The following is a 15987-nucleotide window of genomic DNA, read 5'->3' as shown; positions in this document are numbered from 1 at the left end:
GACCCGGACAGCACATCCGTCTGCCCGGTCTGTCACCGGCCGCCGGCGTGCGGCCGTCGCAGTAGGAGCAAGAGTGAGACGAACCCCCAGACAGGCGTCCAGAGCGGCGACCCGGCCGGCGACCGCCGCCGGAGCCCTGGCGGCCACCGCCGCCCTGCTGGCCCTCGGCCTCCAGACGGTCCCCGCGACCGCCGCGCCCGCGTCCCCCCACCCGAGCCCGCTGCGCACCGGCGGCCTGGAGGCCAAGCTCTCCCCGGCCCAGCGCACCGCGCTCATCAAGAGCGCCGACGCCAAGACGGGCGCGACCGCCAGGACCCTCGGCCTCGGTGCCAAGGAGAAGCTGGTCGTCAAGGACGTCGTCAAGGACAACGACGGCACCCTGCACACCCGTTACGAGCGCACCTTCGCCGGCCTCCCCGTCCTCGGCGGCGACCTGGTCGTGCACACGCCCCCGGCCTCGCGGGCCGCCGGCACCGTGAGCACCACCTTCAACAACAACCGCCGTACCGTCTCGGTCAAGTCGACAACGGCGACGTTCGGCAAGTCCGCCGCGCAGTCGAAGGCTCTGAAGACGGCCAAGGCCCTCGACGCCACCAGCCCCGCCGCCGAGAGCGCCCGCAAGGTGATCTGGGCCGGCGAGGGCACCCCGAAGCTGGCCTGGGAGACGGTCGTCACCGGCTTCCAGGACGACGGTACCCCCAGCAAGCTGCACGTCATCACCGACGCCACGACCGGCGCCGAACTCTCCCGCTTCGAGGGCATCGAGACCGGCACCGGCAACAGCCAGTACAGCGGCACGGTCACCATCGGGACCACGCTGTCCGGTTCGACGTACCAGCTGTACGACACCACGCGCGGCGGCCACAAGACGTACAGCCTCAACAACGGCACGTCCGGCACCGGCACGCTGATGACCGACAGCGACGACACCTGGGGCACCGGCTCCGGGTCCAACACCCAGACCGCGGGCGTCGACGCGCACTACGGCGCCCAGGTCACGTGGGACTTCTACAAGAACACCTTCGGCCGGAGCGGCATCAAGAACGACGGCGTGGCGGCCTACTCCCGCGTCCACTACAGCACGGCGTACGTCAACGCCTTCTGGGACGACGACTGCTTCTGCATGACCTACGGCGACGGCACCAGCAGCACCCACGCGCTGACCTCGCTGGACGTGGCCGGCCACGAGATGAGCCACGGCGTCACCTCGAACACGGCGGGGCTCAACTACACCGGCGAATCAGGCGGGTTGAACGAGGCCACCTCCGATATCTTCGGCACCGGCGTCGAGTTCTACGCCAACAACTCCACCGACGTCGGCGACTATCTCATCGGCGAGAAGATCGACATCAACGGCGACGGCACGCCGCTGCGTTACATGGACGAGCCCGACAAGGACGGTTCGTCGGCGGACAGTTGGTACTCGGGCGTCGGCAACCTCGACGTGCACTACTCGTCAGGGCCCGCGAACCACATGTTCTACCTGCTGAGCGAGGGCAGCGGCAGCAAGACCATCAACGGCGTCACCTACAACAGCCCGACCTCCGACGGGGTCGCCGTCGCCGGCATCGGCCGGGCCGCCGCCCTGCAGATCTGGTACAAGGCGCTGACGACGTACATGACGTCCAGCACCAACTACGCGGGCGCCCGCACCGCCGCCCTCAACGCCGCCGCGGCCCTCTACGGCACCAGCTCCACGCAGTACGCCGGGGTCGGCAACGCCTTCGCGGGCATCAACGTCGGCAGCCACATCACGGTCCCGACCACCGGCGTCACGGTCACCAACCCGGGCAGCCAGACCTCGACCGTCGGCACCGCGGTGAGCCTCCAGATCAGCGCCAGCTCGACCAACAGCGGCACGCTGACCTATGCGGCGACCGGTCTGCCCACGAGCCTGTCGATCAGCAGCTCCACCGGCGCCATCTCCGGCACCCCGACCACGGCGGGGACGTACAGCCCCACCGTCACGGTGACCGACAGCACCGGCGCGACCGGCACCGCATCCTTCACCTGGACCGTCAACTCCAGCGGTGGCGGCGGCAGTTGCACCTCCACGCAGCTGCTGGGCAACGCGGGCTTCGAGTCCGGGAACACCACCTGGACCGCGACCAGCGGTGTCATCACCAACGACAGCGACGAGGCCGCCCGCAGCGGCTCCTACAAGGCGTGGCTGGACGGCTACGGCTCCACCCACACCGACACGCTCTCCCAGTCGGTGACGATCCCGAGCGGCTGCACCGGCACCACGTTCACCTTCTACCTGCACATCGACACGGCCGAGACCACCACCAGCACCCAGTACGACAAGCTGACGGTCACCGCCGGGTCGACCACCCTGGCCACGTACTCGAACCTCAACGCGGCCTCCGGGTACGTCCAGAAGTCGTTCAGCCTGTCGGCCTTCGCGGGCACGACGGTGACGCTGAAGTTCTCCGGGGTCGAGGACTCCTCGCTCCAGACGAGCTTCGTCGTCGACGACACGGCGGTGACGACGAGCTGAGCTCAGTGCCGGGCGAACTGCACACCCGTCGCCTGGACGACGTTCGGCCGTAGGGCGATCCCGTCCACCGTCAGCTGCTCCCCGTAGATGTCGGTGACGCGGATCGCCCCGCCGCAGCCGGCGCCCTGCTCGGAGAGGAAGTAGTTGTACTCGGCGCGGGGCAGCACGGTCCAGCCGCCACTGGTACGCACCTCCAGCCGCGCCACCGGATTCCGGTGGCCAAGGACCTGGATGCCGCACCAGTAGCGGCTGGACCCCGTCTTGTACCGGACGGAGAGCTTGTCGCTCGTGCTGGGGCTCACCAGGCTCCAGGTGATCGGTATCTCGCCCTTGACCGGCGCGGCGAGCTTCGCGAACGCCTCGGCGCTGAGGTCGAGTTGACCGACCCGGCAGGGCGCGGGGCACTCGTTCGTGATCCGTACGGTGATCGACGCGCCGCTCGCGGCCCGGACCTGGACGTACGCCCCGCACGCCTTGGACGTCTCGTAGTCGGCGGTGTTCATGGCGGCGGTCATGACGGTGCCGGCCGGACCGAAGGTGCAGGCGCCGTCGCCGTTCCCGGCGTCGTAGAAGGTGGCGACTCCGCTGTAGGTGACGCCGGGTTTGATGCGCCCCGCCAACGAGCCTGTGCTCACAGGGGATTTGGGGGTGGCCTTGGGCCGCTTGGACGCGGTGGCCTTCGGGGAGGCCTTCTTGCTCGCCGAAGCCGAAGCGGAGGCCGATGCGGAGGCCGACGCGCTCGGTGTCGGTGACGGGGTGGCGGACGGCGTACGCGTCACCGCGCCGGACCCGGCGGTCGCCGGACGGCCGGCGTCGGCCACCGACACGGCCTCCCCCGAGCCGCCACCGGGCCGGAGCGCCACGATCACGGACGCGACGATCGCGACCGCCCCCACCGCGACGGCGATGAGAAGGGCACGTGACTTGCGAGGACGGCGGTGCGAGGAGGGAGGTGCCACGGCTGAGGTCCTTGTGTGTCGGGTGGGGCTTCGGGGACGGAAGCCTTCGACGTACAGTCGCCGCAGGATCCCAGAAGGTTGCCGGGCGGGAGGCGGAAATGACGACAACGGTGACGCTCCTGCACCCGGGGGCGATGGGCGCCCCGGTCGGCGGTCAGGCGGCCCGTACGGGAGTACGTGTCCTGTACGTTCCCGAAGGCCGCGGCCCGGCCTCCGTGGAACGGGCGCGTCAGGCGGGCCTGGAGGCCGCCGAGTCCCTCGCATCCGCCCTGTCCGTCAGCGACCTGGTCCTCTCGATCTGCCCGCCGCACGCCGCCGAGGACGTCGCCCATGAGGTCCTGGAGCACGACTTCCGGGGCGTCTACGTCGAGGCCAACGCCATCAGCCCGGACCGCGCGACCCGCATCGGCAAGGCCTGCGCCGAGCGCGGCGCGCTGATGGTCGACGGCTCGATCATCGGCGGCCCTCCGACGGACGGCAGCGGCCCCCGCCTCTATCTGAGCGGTGACGCGGAGGCGGTGGCGAGGACGGCCGCGCTGTTCGACGGCACCGAGGTCGTCGCCCGCCCCCTGGACGCCGAGATCGGCGCGGCGTCCGCGCTGAAGATGGCGTACGCCTCGTTCCAGAAGTCGGCGCGGGTCCTGGCGGCCGTCTCGCACGCCCTCGCCGCGAGCCATGGGGTGGGCGAGGAACTCGCCGAGGAGGGGCGGGCGTTGACGGCACGCATCCTCGCCGAGGTGGACCACTTCCCCAGCGTGGCCGCCCGTGCCTGGCGCTGGGCGCCGGAGATGGCGGAGATCGCGGCCGCCCTGGACGCCGTAGGACTGCCGCCGGACCTGGCGGAGGCGTCGGCGGCGGTGGTGCGGCGCTGGAACGGGGACAAGGACCGGTTCGACCTGCCCCTGGAGGACGTGTTCGCGCATCTGCACACGCCCGTGGGCCCCGCCACGGACGACGTGACGGGGCCCACGGGATGACGGGAACGGGTGTCACCGGTGGTGCGGTGACGTCAGGTAGTGCTGCCTGAGGAGCTCCCTTCCGTAGTCGTTGCCGTTGGGGGTGCGGATGATCGAGTGGACGTGCAGCTGGGTCGCGCCGCTGCCCTGCGTGGCGCCGTACGCGCCGGCCAGCGGGCCGGGGCCCTGGCAGTCGACCTCCACCCACACCACGGGGCTGTGGACGCGGACGTAGAAGGCGTCGTCGTCGCCGGTGCCGCCGGCCCAGGTGACGTAGGTGTCGGAGAGGTGCTGGGCGACCTCGGACATCCGCACCTTGGCGGCGTCGGCCTTGGCGCGGCCCACGAAGGCCTCGACGATGGCGAGGAGCTTCTTCTTCTGGGCGGCATTGAGCTTGTTGCCGCGCAGGCCGGTGTATTCCTGGACGGTGTTGTCGGAGAAGGCGCCGGCCTTCATCGACTCGTTCGACTTGGTGGCCGACTCGATGGCGACCGCCTGCTGCGCCTCCGTCAGGGAGTTGATGAAGGCGAGGGAGGCGACGACCTCCTCGTGACACACGGTCACGGTCTCGCCGTCGATCTCCATCGTCGTCGGCTCCGAACCCCAGAAGCAGGGGCTCATCACGACCTGGTCGCCGAGGACGAAGTAGTTGATGACGAGGTGGTGCCCGTCGAACTGGAAGCCCCAGGGCTCGGTCGCGGACGGGGTGCCCATGACGGTCCAGTAGTAGGCGTCCTCGTTGAAGGCGTCCGTGTTGCCGATCGCCTCGCCCGCCGCCTGGTTGATCTTGCGGATCTTCTCCGTGGTCTCCAGCCCGTCGGCACTGAGCGCGGCCTTCAGCAGGGCGGTGCCCAGGGCCTTCTGGTCGTCGCTCAGGTCGGCGAGCGAGACGCCCTGCCGCTCGTAGGAGTCGATGTTGCTCCACAGCCGCCACTCGGTGGAGTGCACGGTGAAGACGGTCGAGGTCTTCTGGTCGTCGGTCAGCCCGGCGAGGAAGGCGTTGGCGGCGCTGATGACGGGGGCCGTCGCCACGCCGGTGGAGTGGATCGTGAACAGGTCGTCGATCCGGTTGCCGTCGGTCGTCAGTCCGAAGAAGTCCTCGGTGATCGACTGGTTGCCGGGACCGCCCGTGCCGCCGCCCGGGCCGCCGCTGGGCGCACCGCTGGGCGTGGCGCTCGCGTCGGCCGTCCCCGTGCTGTCGTCGGCCAGCGCCGCCCAGGCACCGGCGCCGCCCATCGTGGCGACGGCCGTGGCACCGGACGCGAAGAACACCTTGCGCATGAAGTTGCGGCGGCTCGCGTGGGCGCGACGCGCGACCTCGGCCTCCTGCTGCGGCTGCCCACCGGTGTCGAGCTCGGCCATCGTGGTCCGCTCCCTTCGTCCTGGCCACGTCCCCTGCGGACCGGCCACCGGACAACCACCCTGGGGGCCGTAACTGAGGCTGCGCTGAAGCGAGTTCGCCACGAAGGCCTTCCGTGACCGTCACGACGGCTTCTGGTGACCGCTCCGACGGCTGTGACCAGGCTTTCTATGAGGCCGGCAGGCGTTCCTACGAGGTCGCTGTGGACCGTGCCGCGGCTCTCGGCAACGTCACCCTGAACTCCGTACGCCCCACCTCGCTGGCCACCTCGATCCGCCCGCCGTGCGCTTCCGTGAGCGCCGCGGCGATGGCCAGCCCGAGCCCCGAGCCGCCGCCCTGGCCCGGGGCGCGGGTGCGGGAGGCGTCGGCGCGGGTGAAGCGTTCGAAGACGGCCGGCAGGAGGTCGGGCGGGATGCCGGGCCCGTCGTCGCGTACGACGACCACGCACTCGGTACGTCCCGCCGCGACCTCCACCTCGATCCGGGTGCCGGGCGGGGTGTGGGCGCGGGCGTTGGCGAGGAGGTTGGCGACGACCTGGGTCAGCCGGGCGGCGTCGCCGGTGACGACGGCCGGTTCGTCGAGTCGCAGGGCGAGCTGCCAGTCGTGGTCGGCGCCGGCGGCCCGCGCGTCCCACACCGCCTCGGCGACCAGTGTCGCGAGGTTGACGTCGGTCTCCTCCAGGGGCCGTCCCTCGTCGAGGCGGGCCAGGAGCAGCAGATCCTCGACGAGCCCGGTCATGCGGGCGGACTGGGCGGAGACCCGCTGCCAGACCAGTGCGGGCTCGATCTTCGCGGCGCCCTGGTCCATGAGTTCGGCGTATCCGGCGATGGAGGCGAGCGGGGTGCGCAGTTCGTGGCTCGCGTCGGCGAGGAAGCGGCGCATCCGGTCCTCGCTGCGCCGCAGTTCGGCGAGGGAGGACTCGACGCTGTCGATGAGGACGTTGAGGGCGGCACCCACCTGGCCGACCTCGGTGCCGGTGTCGGGGTCGGGGACGCGGGTGAGTTCGCCGGTGCCGAGGGGGCCGTTCGCCACCTCGACGGCGGTGGCGGCGACCTGTCCGAGGGGCCGCAGTTGGCGTCGTATGACCCAGGCGCAGACCGTGCCCACGCCGGCCAGGCCGACGACGGCGATCACGGCCTCGGCCACGACGAGGTCGTCGACGGTGTCCTTGAGTTCGGCGGCGGGCAGTCCGGCGAGGACGGCGGGGCCGTCGCCGCTCGCGACGGTGAGCCGGTAGGTGCCGAGGCCGGGGATGGTCCGGGTGTACAGCGTGCCCGCCTCGGTGACGCCGGCGAGGGCGGTGCGCTGGGCGGCGGTGAGGACCTGTTGGCCGCCGTCCTCGGTGACCACCTCGGCGGCGACCACCTTGCCGTCGGTGAGCCGGGCGGCGACGGTCCCGGTGGGCTGGCCGCGCTCGTTGAGGAACCCGAGGTCCGTGGCGTCACCGGGACGCCGCTCGAGGCCGCCCTGGCTGCGGTCGGCCGCGTCCCGGACCCGCTGGTCCAGGTCCGCCTGGAGGTGCGCGCCCTGGACGAGGACGGTGGCCACCGCCATCGTCGCGCAGACCACGACCAGGGCCAGGGACACGAACAGCACCAGCCGGGCCCTGAGGGTCTTCATCTGCCTTCGCCCGCCGCCCTGATGACGTATCCCGCGCCGCGCACGGTGTGGATCATCGGCCGGCGCCCCTTGTCGAGCTTGCCGCGCAGGCTGTACACGTACACCTCGACCAGGTTCCCCTCGCTCTCGAACGAGCTGTTCCAGACGTGGTCGAGGATCTGCGCCTTGCTGAGCACCTGGCGGGGGTGGCTCATCAGGAAGTGCAGCAGGTCGAACTCCTTGGCGGTGAGCGCGATCGTCTCCCCGCCGCGCCGCACCTGCCGGGTCTTCTCGGCGAGGACGAGGTCGCCGAGCACACGCACGGACTCGTCGGCGGCGGCCGCCTCGGCGCCGGAGCGGCGCAGCAGTCCGCGCAGCCGCAGCATGACCTCTTCGAGGGAGAAGGGCTTGGTGACGTAGTCGTCGGCACCGGCGGACAGCCCGTCGATACGGTGTTCGAGCCCGTCCCGGGCGGTGAGCATCAGCACGGGCAGCCCGGCGTTCTCGTAACGCAGCCGGCGCAGCACCTGGACGCCGTCGAGGTCGGGCAGCATGCCGTCGAGGACGACGGCGTGCGGGGCACAGCCACGCGCGAGACTGAGCGCGCTGCGCCCGTCCGCCGCGAGGAACGGCTGCCATCCCGCATCGACGACGGCCCATGACAGCAGTTCGGTGAGCTCGGGTTCGTCATCGACGATCAACACCCGGACCGCGCCCTGACGGACCTCACGAACTCCACTTGCGGCAGACATGCTGTGAGCATGCGTGGTGGGCCTGGGAGATTCCTGTGAGCGGGCTGGGCCGGGGCCATGACGCATCGATGGATCGTTTCTTCGACCACATCGAGTGGTGGGGCGGGGTTTGGTGACTCAGTCCTTCTCGGCCCTTGTCAGGAAGCGGGCCTCACTCCTGGGCACGCCCGTAGATCGCACCCATGAAGACCGAAACGAGGGTTTCCAACAGGCGCTCCTCAGCCACAGCCGGCGTCTGACCGCTGAACGTGCTGAACAAGGACCGCTCAACCATGGAGTTCAGCACGGTGGCCAGGTCGCGGGCCGGGATGCCGTCGGGAGCCGCCCCACGCCGGCGCTCGGACTCGATCGCCTCCATCACCTCCACCACGAACTGCTCCATGACCTGCGACCACAGGTCCCTGACGGCGGCGCTGGTGTACTGCGTGGCGGCCGCGGCGGAGGTGATCGCCCGATGGCTGGAGAAGGTCGCGCAGAACGGGCTGATGGCGTCGCGCCAGCCCTGTTCCTCGTCCTCGGCGAGCCGCTGGAGTGCGTCGCCACGGTTCGACCGGGCCTCTTCGACGACCCGGTCGAACAACGCCAGCAGCACCTGCTCCTTGGACGTGAAATAGAAGTAGAAGGTCGGCCTGGAGATGCCCGCGCCCTTGGCCAGCTGGTCCACGGAGATCTCGGACAGCGGCCGCTCACCCAGTAGCCGTTCCGCGGTGGCGAGGATCGCCCGCTCCCGGTCGTCTCCGCTGAAGACGCGCGCCCTGCGTCCCCTCGTCGACGGGGCGGGGGGCGGCTCGAGTGCGGAGTCCATGGCGGGAGCCTACCAATCACGTTATCGACAGGGCGTTGACTTAATCGACACTGTGTCGAATGCTGTGTCCCGACCCCGCCGCTACCCCCTTGCGGACCGGCGGACCACGCCGTACGTCAACGTCGACGACGCAGGGAGCTGCGGACATGCCCCAATCGCCCCACCGAGAACGACTCGCGACGCCCCTGGACATCGGCTCGATGACGGTCGCCGGACGGCTGTTCAAGTCCGCTACCAGCGAGACCCGCGCCAGCGCCGACGGGTTCGTCACCGACGAGCTGCTCGCCTTCTACGAACCGATGGCCGAGGCCGGTACGCCATTGATCGTCACGGGCAACCTGTACGTCTCCCCGCAGGGCAAGTCGGCCGGACGCCAGGCGGGCATCGACGCCGACGACAAGATCCCCGGCCTGCGCGAGTGGACCGGTCTGGCCCACCGACACGGAGTCCGGATCGTTGCCCAGCTCAACCATGGTGGTCGGCAGATCGCCGAGGCGGCACCGGGTGCGGACCGGATCGTCTCCGCTTCCGACGTACGGGAGCCGCTGTACGGGACGAAGCCGTCCCCGCTACGGCTGGATGAGATGCCCGGGGTGGTGGAGTCGTTCGTGGCGGCCGGCGAGCGGGCCCGGGAAGCGGGGTTCGACGGGGTGCAGATCCACGCCGCTCACGGCTATCTGCTCAGCCAGTTCCTCACCCCGCACACCAACCGCCGCACCGACGCCTACGGAGGCAGCCTCGACAACCGCGCCCGGCTACTCGTCGACGTACTCAAAGGGCTGCGCGCACGACTCGGCGACGACTATCCGATCCTCGTCAAGATCAACGGCACCGACGACCTTCCCTTCCGTCGAGGCGCGACGACGGAAGAGCTGGTCCGGGTCGCCGTACGGCTGCAGGACGAGGGCATCGACGCCGTCGAGATCTCCCGGGGGCATTACGAGTCCTGGCCCGGCATGATCCAGGGCAGATACCGGGGATTCATCAGGACCAGCCTCACCCAGGGGGCAGGGCAGCACGTCTCGGGGCGGCGCCGAGCGGCCACCCTCGCCGTCGCGCCATTGATCGAACACGTCGCCGAGCGACTGCGCCCACCCCTGGAAGGCTTCAACCTGCCGCAGGCCGAACAGTTCACCCGCGCCCTCGATGTCCCCGTCATCTGCGTCGGCGGATTCCACACCAGAACAGGCATGGAAGCAGCCATCGCGAACGGGAGGACCGACGCCGTCTCAGCGGCCCGCGCCATGATCGCCGACCCCTACCTGTACCGGAACGTCCTCGGCGATGTCGCCGACCGGCCGGTCTGCGGCTACTGCAACGGCTGCATCGCCCGCTTCAGCGGCCTGCCCGTGGACTGCTACAGCGACGAGATCCGCCGCGACCGTGACGTCATGGTCGAGAAGCACCGCGCCAGGACCGGAGAGTGACCATGCGCACCAGACGAGAAGAAGCCATCGACCTCGCCGGCCGCACGGTAGTCATCACCGGTGGCGCCCAGGGCATCGGGCTGGAAACGGCCCGCGAGGCCGTCCGCCGCGGCGCACGCGTTGCCCTGCTCGACATCCACGCCGAGGCGGTGACCCGGGCCGCGGCCGAGCTGGGCGACACGACGACCGCGCTCGGTCTGACCACGGACGTGTGCGACGTTCCGTCCCTGGAGCGGGCCTTCGCTCAGGTGACTGAGGCGTTCGGCGGCTACGACACCGTGGTCGTCAATGCCGGTATCGGTACCGGCATGAGGACCTTCCGCGCCACCACACCGGGCGACTTCCAGCGGATCATCGACGTCAACCTTCACGGCTCCGCCAACACGGTCAGGGCATCCCTCGACCAAGTCGTCGCCGCACGCGGCCAGTACGTCATCGTCTCGTCGGTCCTCGCCTTCAACAACGGTGCTCTGCAATCCCCTTACGCCACCTCGAAGGCAGCGGTCGAGTCCCTGGGACGTTCGCTGAGGAGTGAACTGGCCGCTCAGCAAGTCGATGTGACGATCGCCTACTTCGCCTACATCGACACCGCCATGAACGCGGCCGTCTGGGCCGACGAGGCCGGCCAGAGCTACAGCGCGTCGATTCCCGGTTTCCTGAAGACCCCACTGAGTCCCGCCATGGCAGGCCGGGGCCTGGCGGATGTGATCGCCGTACCGCGCAAGACCCTGGTCGTCCCGGGGCGTTGGAAGGCGCTGCTGCTCTTTCGTGGACTGTGGGGCCCGCTGTCCGATCGGGTGTTGGGGCGGGACGAGGGCTTCACGAGGGCCGTGCGGCTCGCGGACCGGCCGAGGACGCTCAGGTGACGAGGGTGTCGACCAGGTCGAGGTCGGGCAGTTCGAGCGAACAGATCCGCGCGGCCTCCTCGGCGGTCATGCCGAAGTGTCGCAGCAGCCCGCGCACGATCACGTCCGAGGACCGCGCGTCGTCGCGGTCGGGCTGGGCGTGCAGGAGCGTACCCAGGGCGAGTTGGGCGCTGACCGTCATCGCCAGGGCGAGGTCCAGGTCCTCCACATCGAACCGTCCTGCTTCGGTCGCGTTCTGGATGTCCCGGCGCGCCCGGGGCCCCAGGCCGCGGTCTGAGTGGACCACGTCCATTCCGTGCTTCAGCAGGACCCTGCTGAGCTGCGGGTAGCGGCGATGCAGGCGGCCGGTCATGCGGAAGCTCTGCGCGTACGCGACCGCCGGGTCGTCGATCTCCGCGGTCAGCTGGTCCATCAGGCCGCCGAACCACTCCATCGCCTCCTCCACCGCGGTGCGGAAGAGGTCCTCCTTGGTGGTGAAGTGGTTGTAGAACGAGCCGACCCCGACGTCGGCCAGCTCCGTTATCTCCAGGACCGCGACGTCGGTACGCCCCTCGGCCAGCAGGCGCTGTGCCGCGCAGACCAGCGCGTTCCGCGTCCGCGCCCGCCGCTGGTCGACTCGCCGGGACGTGCTCCTCTCGGCCATCGCATCCTCCATCACGCCACACGCCGATTCAGAGTTGAAGATATCATCAACTGTTTTTGGTCCGGCCTCACGGACGTGTCCGTCTCGTTTTCTGAATGTTTCGTCAGTTCTATTGACTGACATCACTCTCGGAAGTGACGATTTCCTCAGGAGGTGGTGACCATGGCTGTTCACCCCGGCACCCACAACGACCTGCACTCCGAGCAGGGCGCGCTGCCTGGAGAGCATCCGGGGCGCGCGGCGAACCCACTGATCAAGGTCCACGACATCGCGTGGCTGGAGTTCTCCAAGCCCGACCTGGACCGCGCCGAGGTCTTCGGCAGGGCATTCGGCTTCGTGACGTCCTACCGCGACGGTCGCGAGCTTCATCTGCGGGGCACCCAGGCGGGAGCCCCGTGCGTGATCGTCCGCAAGGGCCGTCGGTCACGATTTCTCGGTCCGGCTTTCCGGGCCGTCGACACCCGCGATCTGCTGCGACTGGGAGACGCGCTCGGCGCCCGGGTGCATCCACTGCCCGAGGCGCTGGGCGGGTCGGTGGTCGAGCTGTCCGCCCCCGATGGGCTGCGCGTGCGGGTGATCGCCGACACGGACGAGCTGCCCGCCCTGCCAGGTCAGGGTCGGCAGCGGTTCAACTTCGGCGGTGACATCGAGCGGGTCAACGGCACCCAGCGACCGCCCCGTGCGCCGGCCGGCGTGCGGCGCCTGGGACATGTCGTCCTGCAGTCGACGATGTACCGGCGCACGCTGGACTGGTACCTGGAGCACCTCGGCCTGATCGTCAGCGACTTCCTCTACTACGAGGGTCAGCGCGAGCGCGGCCCGACCATGAGCTTCATCCGTTGCGACCGCGGCGGCACGCTCACCGACCACCACACCCTCGCCCTGACGCTGGGGCCCTCCAACCGGTATGTGCACTCGGCGTACGAGGTCACCGACCTCGACGCGCTCGCCGCCGGGGGCCAGTACCTGCTGAGGGAGGGCTACCGGCGTTCCTGGGGGATCGGCCGGCACATCCAGGGCAGCCAGATCTTCGACTACTGGCGGGACCCCGACGGCTTCCTCGTCGAGCACTTCACCGACGGCGACATGTTCGACAGCACCCTCGAACCCGGCTGGGCGCCGATGACGGCCTCCGGCCTCGCGCAGTGGGGGCCGCCCGCGACCAAGGATTTCTTGGGCATCGCCCCGGGACGGGAGGCGCTGGCCGAACTGCGCTCGATCCTCACCTCTCTGCGAAAAGACGACAACGAGTTCGACCTCGACCGCCTGCGCGGCCTTCTGAAAGTGGCTTCTTCGTGAGTATCACCGTCCTCCGTACCGCCGACTCGTGGTGGGTCGCGCTCGACCAGCGCGAAGCCGTCCCCGTCGACACCACCGCGACCACGACCGCCGAACTGCTGGCCGACCTGACAGCGGTCAGTGCGGCCCGTTCGGGCGGGTCGTCCGCGCAGGCGCGCAGCATCAGCACCCTCCCGCTGGTGTCCCCGGTCACCGCGCCCTGCCGGGTGGTCGCGCAGATGACCAACTTCGTCTCCCACGTGCGCGATTCGGGCATGGACCCCGCGACGGTCCCGCTGACGTTCTTCCGTAAGACCTCCGGGTCGATCAGCGGTCCTTTCGACGAGATCGTGAAGCCCGCGCACGTCCGTTTCCTGGACTACGAGATCGAACTCGGCCTGGTCATCGGGCGCCCGCTGAAGGTCGGCGCCACCGTGACCCCCGCCAACTGGAAGGACCACGTCGCCGGCCTGGTCATCACCAACGACATCTCCGCTCGCGACGTCCAGCTGCCCAAGACCCAGTTCTACGAGGCCAAGTCGTACCCGACCTTCACCCCGGTCGGCCCCTCCCTCGTCCTGCTCGACGCCGACGAGCTCGACCGGCTCTCCCAGCTCAGGCTCGTCCTCAAGGTCAACGGCGAGATCCGCCAGAACAGCGACCTCGCCGAAATGATCTACAACCCGCTCCAGGCGCTCCAGGAGTTGTCTCGCTTCCAGGCCCTTGCGACTGGTGACCTGATCCTCACGGGCACGCCCGGCGGGACGGCTCTCAAAGCCCCGCCGAAGGTGGTGGAGATCATCGGCTCCCTCCTGCCCCCCGCGGCCAAGTGGAAGGCGTTCTTCAACGCCCAGGCGAAGAACGACAAATACCTCCGCGACGGCGACGTCGTGGAGCTGTCCATCCGCACCCCCGACGGAACCATCGACCTGGGCATCCAGCAGAACAAGGTGAGGTACGCGTGACCACCAGCACTGACACCGCCATGACGTGGCCGCGCTACGACCAGCCCGACGATCTGGCCGCGATCGAGGCCACACCGCTCGCCGATCGAGGCCTGCCCGCCACCTCGTACGAGCTGCTGCGCCGCGCGGCCGAGCAGTGGCCAGAGCGGACCGCGCTCACCGTCCTGCCCGACGCCGCGTCCTGGCGTACGCCGAAGAACCGCACCTACGCGGAGCTGCTCGCCGACGTGCACCAGACGGCCAACGCCCTGCACCGGCTCGGCATACGCCGCCACGACACCGTCGCGCTGCTCTCGACGAACTGCGACGAGCTGCTCACCGCCCTCCTGGCGGCCCAGCTCGCGGGCATCGTCACCCCCGTCAACCCGGCACTCGCCCGCGACCACGTCGCCGAGCTGATCCGCCGCTCCGGCGCCCGCGTGATCGTCACCGCCTCGCCGGAACTGGACGCGGAGGCGTTCGCAACGAGCGCGGCGCTGGCCGAGGCAGGGCTGGTGGACCACGTACTGGTGCTGCGTCCGACCGCCGCCGAGACTCCCGCCGTGCTGCCGACGGTGGAGAACGCCACCGTGGCGTACCTTGCCGACGCTGTGGCCGACTGCGCGCGCGACCGGTTCCTCGGAGAGCCGCCCGCCGCCGCGGACCTCGCCTCCTTCTTCCACACCGGCGGCACGACCGGGGCACCGAAACTCGCCGCCCACACCCATGCCAACGAGATCGCCGATGCCTGGTCGATCGCGGCCAACTCGCTGCTGGACGAGCACTCGGTGGTGTTCGCCGCGCTGCCGCTCTTCCACGTCAACGCGCTCGTCGTCACGCTGCTCGCGCCTCTGTTCCGGGGCCAACAGGTCGTGTGGGCTGGGCCGTTGGGCTACCGGGACATCGCGCTCTACGGCGAGTTCTGGCGCATCGTCGAGCACTACCGGATCGCCACGATGAGCGGCGTACCGACCGTGTACGCCGTCCTGGCCACCGTCCCCGTCGGCGAGGCGGACATCAGCTCGATGCGCGGCGCGGTGGTCGGCGCCTCCGCACTGCCCGAGGGAGTGCGGACGAGCTTCGAGACGGCGACCGGGATCACGCTGCTGGAGGGGTACGGCCTGACCGAGGCGACCTGCGCCAGCGTCCGCAGCTTCCTGGACGTGCGCCGGCCCGGATCGGTCGGGCAGCGGATGCCGTACCAGCACATCCGGATCGGGGACGGACTGCCGCCCGGGGAGGTCGGCACCATCTTCATCAGCGGGCCCACCGTCTTCCCCGGCTATGTCGAGGGGCGCGACGAGAACGGCTACCGGATCAGCGGACAGGGCAAGATCGTCGACGGCTGGCTGGACACCGGCGACCTCGGTCACCTGGACGAGGACGGCTTCCTCCACCTCACCGGGCGGGCGAAGGACCTCATCATCCGCGGCGGCCACAACATCGACCCACGGGTCATCGAGGACGCCCTGCTCTCACACCCCGCGGTCACGGGCGCCCAGGCCGTCGGCCAGCCCGACCAGCGGGCGGGCGAGGTACCGGTGGCATACGTGACGGTCGGCAACGACATGGTCAGCGAGGCCGACCTCCTCGTCTGGGCCGCCGAACACGTCGGCGAGAAGGCCGCCGCCCCCAAGGCCGTACGCATCCTCGACGCTCTGCCCATCACCGCGGTCGGCAAGCCCTACAAGCTTCCGCTGCGTGCCGACGCCACCCGCCGTGTGCTGGCCGAAGCCCTCGTCGACCTCGACGACGTCGAGGAGATCCGCGCCGACGCCGACTCCGGAACGGTGACGGTGACCGTGACTCTGCGGGCGCGGGCGGCCGAGGCCGAAGTGGCGCGCAGGCTCGGCGACTTCGCCGTGCCCTGCCGCATCGTCACGCTGGAGGGCGACTGA

General features: G+C 70.1%; 13 protein-coding genes. 7 read left to right on the top strand and 6 right to left on the bottom strand.

Annotation, left to right across the window (positions count from 1 at the left end):
- Positions 1–73: 73 nt before the first annotated feature.
- A complete protein-coding gene (locus IQ210_RS03605; protein ID WP_194076800.1) occupies positions 74–2500 on the top strand; it encodes a M4 family metallopeptidase in 2427 nt (808 codons plus the stop codon).
- Positions 2501–2502: 2 nt separating this feature from the next.
- Here IQ210_RS03605 and IQ210_RS03600 read toward each other — a convergent pair whose 3' ends face one another.
- The gene (locus IQ210_RS03600; RefSeq protein WP_194076798.1) at positions 2503–3459 is read right to left on the bottom strand and encodes an expansin EXLX1 family cellulose-binding protein; all 957 of its coding nucleotides are present in this window, start codon (positions 3457–3459) and stop codon (positions 2503–2505) included.
- 98 nt (positions 3460–3557) lie between these two features.
- Between IQ210_RS03600 and IQ210_RS03595 the strand changes: the two genes are divergently transcribed.
- Positions 3558–4436, top strand: a complete 879-nt coding sequence (locus IQ210_RS03595) for an NAD(P)-dependent oxidoreductase (protein WP_194076796.1) — start codon at positions 3558–3560, stop codon at positions 4434–4436.
- A gap of 12 nt (positions 4437–4448) precedes the next feature.
- On the opposite strand, the gene IQ210_RS03590 is transcribed toward IQ210_RS03595, so the two are convergent.
- From IQ210_RS03590 to IQ210_RS03575, 4 genes are all read right to left on the bottom strand, one after another.
- Entirely contained in the window at positions 4449–5777 is a 1329-nt protein-coding gene (locus IQ210_RS03590) for a DUF3500 domain-containing protein (RefSeq protein WP_194076794.1), read from the bottom strand.
- A 187-nt stretch (positions 5778–5964) separates the two neighbouring features.
- Complete coding sequence (locus IQ210_RS03585; RefSeq protein WP_194076791.1) at positions 5965–7395, bottom strand: sensor histidine kinase; 1431 nt, start codon at positions 7393–7395, stop codon at positions 5965–5967.
- Positions 7392–8126 carry a response regulator transcription factor gene (locus IQ210_RS03580; RefSeq protein WP_194076789.1) on the bottom strand — a complete coding sequence of 245 codons (735 nt, stop codon included), beginning with the start codon at positions 8124–8126 and terminating at the stop codon, positions 7392–7394. The genes IQ210_RS03585 and IQ210_RS03580 overlap by 4 nt, the downstream gene beginning before the upstream one ends.
- Positions 8127–8277: 151 nt before the next feature.
- A complete protein-coding gene (locus tag IQ210_RS03575; protein WP_194076787.1) occupies positions 8278–8931 on the bottom strand; it encodes a TetR/AcrR family transcriptional regulator in 654 nt (217 codons plus the stop codon).
- Positions 8932–9077: 146 nt separating this feature from the next.
- On the opposite strand from IQ210_RS03575, the gene IQ210_RS03570 reads away from it, so the two are divergent.
- Together IQ210_RS03570 and IQ210_RS03565 are read left to right on the top strand one after the other, a co-directional pair.
- A complete protein-coding gene (locus tag IQ210_RS03570; RefSeq protein ID WP_194076785.1) occupies positions 9078–10358 on the top strand; it encodes an NADH:flavin oxidoreductase in 1281 nt (426 codons plus the stop codon).
- 2 nt (positions 10359–10360) lie between these two features.
- Entirely contained in the window at positions 10361–11224 is an 864-nt protein-coding gene (locus IQ210_RS03565; protein WP_194076782.1) for an SDR family NAD(P)-dependent oxidoreductase, read from the top strand.
- Here IQ210_RS03565 and IQ210_RS03560 read toward each other — a convergent pair.
- Complete coding sequence (locus tag IQ210_RS03560; protein ID WP_194076780.1) at positions 11217–11867, bottom strand: TetR/AcrR family transcriptional regulator; 651 nt, start codon at positions 11865–11867, stop codon at positions 11217–11219. The two genes, IQ210_RS03565 and IQ210_RS03560, sit on opposite strands and share 8 nt — an antisense overlap.
- 162 nt (positions 11868–12029) lie before the next feature.
- Here IQ210_RS03560 and IQ210_RS03555 point away from each other — a divergent pair, with 162 nt between their 5' ends.
- The 3 genes from IQ210_RS03555 to IQ210_RS03545 are packed head-to-tail and all read left to right on the top strand — an operon-like array spanning position 12030 to position 15987.
- The gene (locus IQ210_RS03555; protein ID WP_194076778.1) at positions 12030–13166 is read left to right on the top strand and encodes a VOC family protein; all 1137 of its coding nucleotides are present in this window, start codon (positions 12030–12032) and stop codon (positions 13164–13166) included.
- Positions 13163–14110 (top strand): fumarylacetoacetate hydrolase family protein, encoded by a 948-nt coding sequence (locus IQ210_RS03550; protein ID WP_194076776.1) that lies wholly within the window; start codon positions 13163–13165, stop codon positions 14108–14110. Before IQ210_RS03555 ends, IQ210_RS03550 begins: the two co-directional genes overlap by 4 nt.
- Positions 14107–15987, top strand: coding sequence for an acyl-CoA synthetase (locus IQ210_RS03545; protein ID WP_322656307.1), 1881 nt, complete (start codon positions 14107–14109; stop codon positions 15985–15987). The genes IQ210_RS03550 and IQ210_RS03545 overlap by 4 nt, the downstream gene beginning before the upstream one ends.

The sequence above is a fragment of the Streptomyces justiciae genome (assembly GCF_015163075.1).
Taxonomy (GTDB): domain Bacteria; phylum Actinomycetota; class Actinomycetes; order Streptomycetales; family Streptomycetaceae; genus Streptomyces; species Streptomyces justiciae.
This window is presented reverse-complemented; position numbering and strand designations above follow the sequence as displayed.

Bases quoted from the DNA above. Each gene is read 5' to 3' on its own strand.
- IQ210_RS03580 (WP_194076789.1), bottom strand. From the start codon at position 8,126: ATGTCTGCCGCAAGTGGAGTTCGTGAGGTCCGTCAGGGCGCGGTCCGG.
- IQ210_RS03565 (WP_194076782.1), top strand. From the start codon at position 10,361: ATGCGCACCAGACGAGAAGAAGCCATCGACCTCGCCGGCCGCACGGTA.
- IQ210_RS03560 (WP_194076780.1), bottom strand. From the start codon at position 11,867: ATGGCCGAGAGGAGCACGTCCCGGCGAGTCGACCAGCGGCGGGCGCGG.
- IQ210_RS03585 (WP_194076791.1), bottom strand. From the start codon at position 7,395: ATGAAGACCCTCAGGGCCCGGCTGGTGCTGTTCGTGTCCCTGGCCCTG.
- IQ210_RS03555 (WP_194076778.1), top strand. From the start codon at position 12,030: ATGGCTGTTCACCCCGGCACCCACAACGACCTGCACTCCGAGCAGGGC.
- IQ210_RS03595 (WP_194076796.1), top strand. From the start codon at position 3,558: ATGACGACAACGGTGACGCTCCTGCACCCGGGGGCGATGGGCGCCCCG.
- IQ210_RS03590 (WP_194076794.1), bottom strand. From the start codon at position 5,777: ATGGCCGAGCTCGACACCGGTGGGCAGCCGCAGCAGGAGGCCGAGGTC.
- IQ210_RS03575 (WP_194076787.1), bottom strand. From the start codon at position 8,931: ATGGACTCCGCACTCGAGCCGCCCCCCGCCCCGTCGACGAGGGGACGC.
- IQ210_RS03570 (WP_194076785.1), top strand. From the start codon at position 9,078: ATGCCCCAATCGCCCCACCGAGAACGACTCGCGACGCCCCTGGACATC.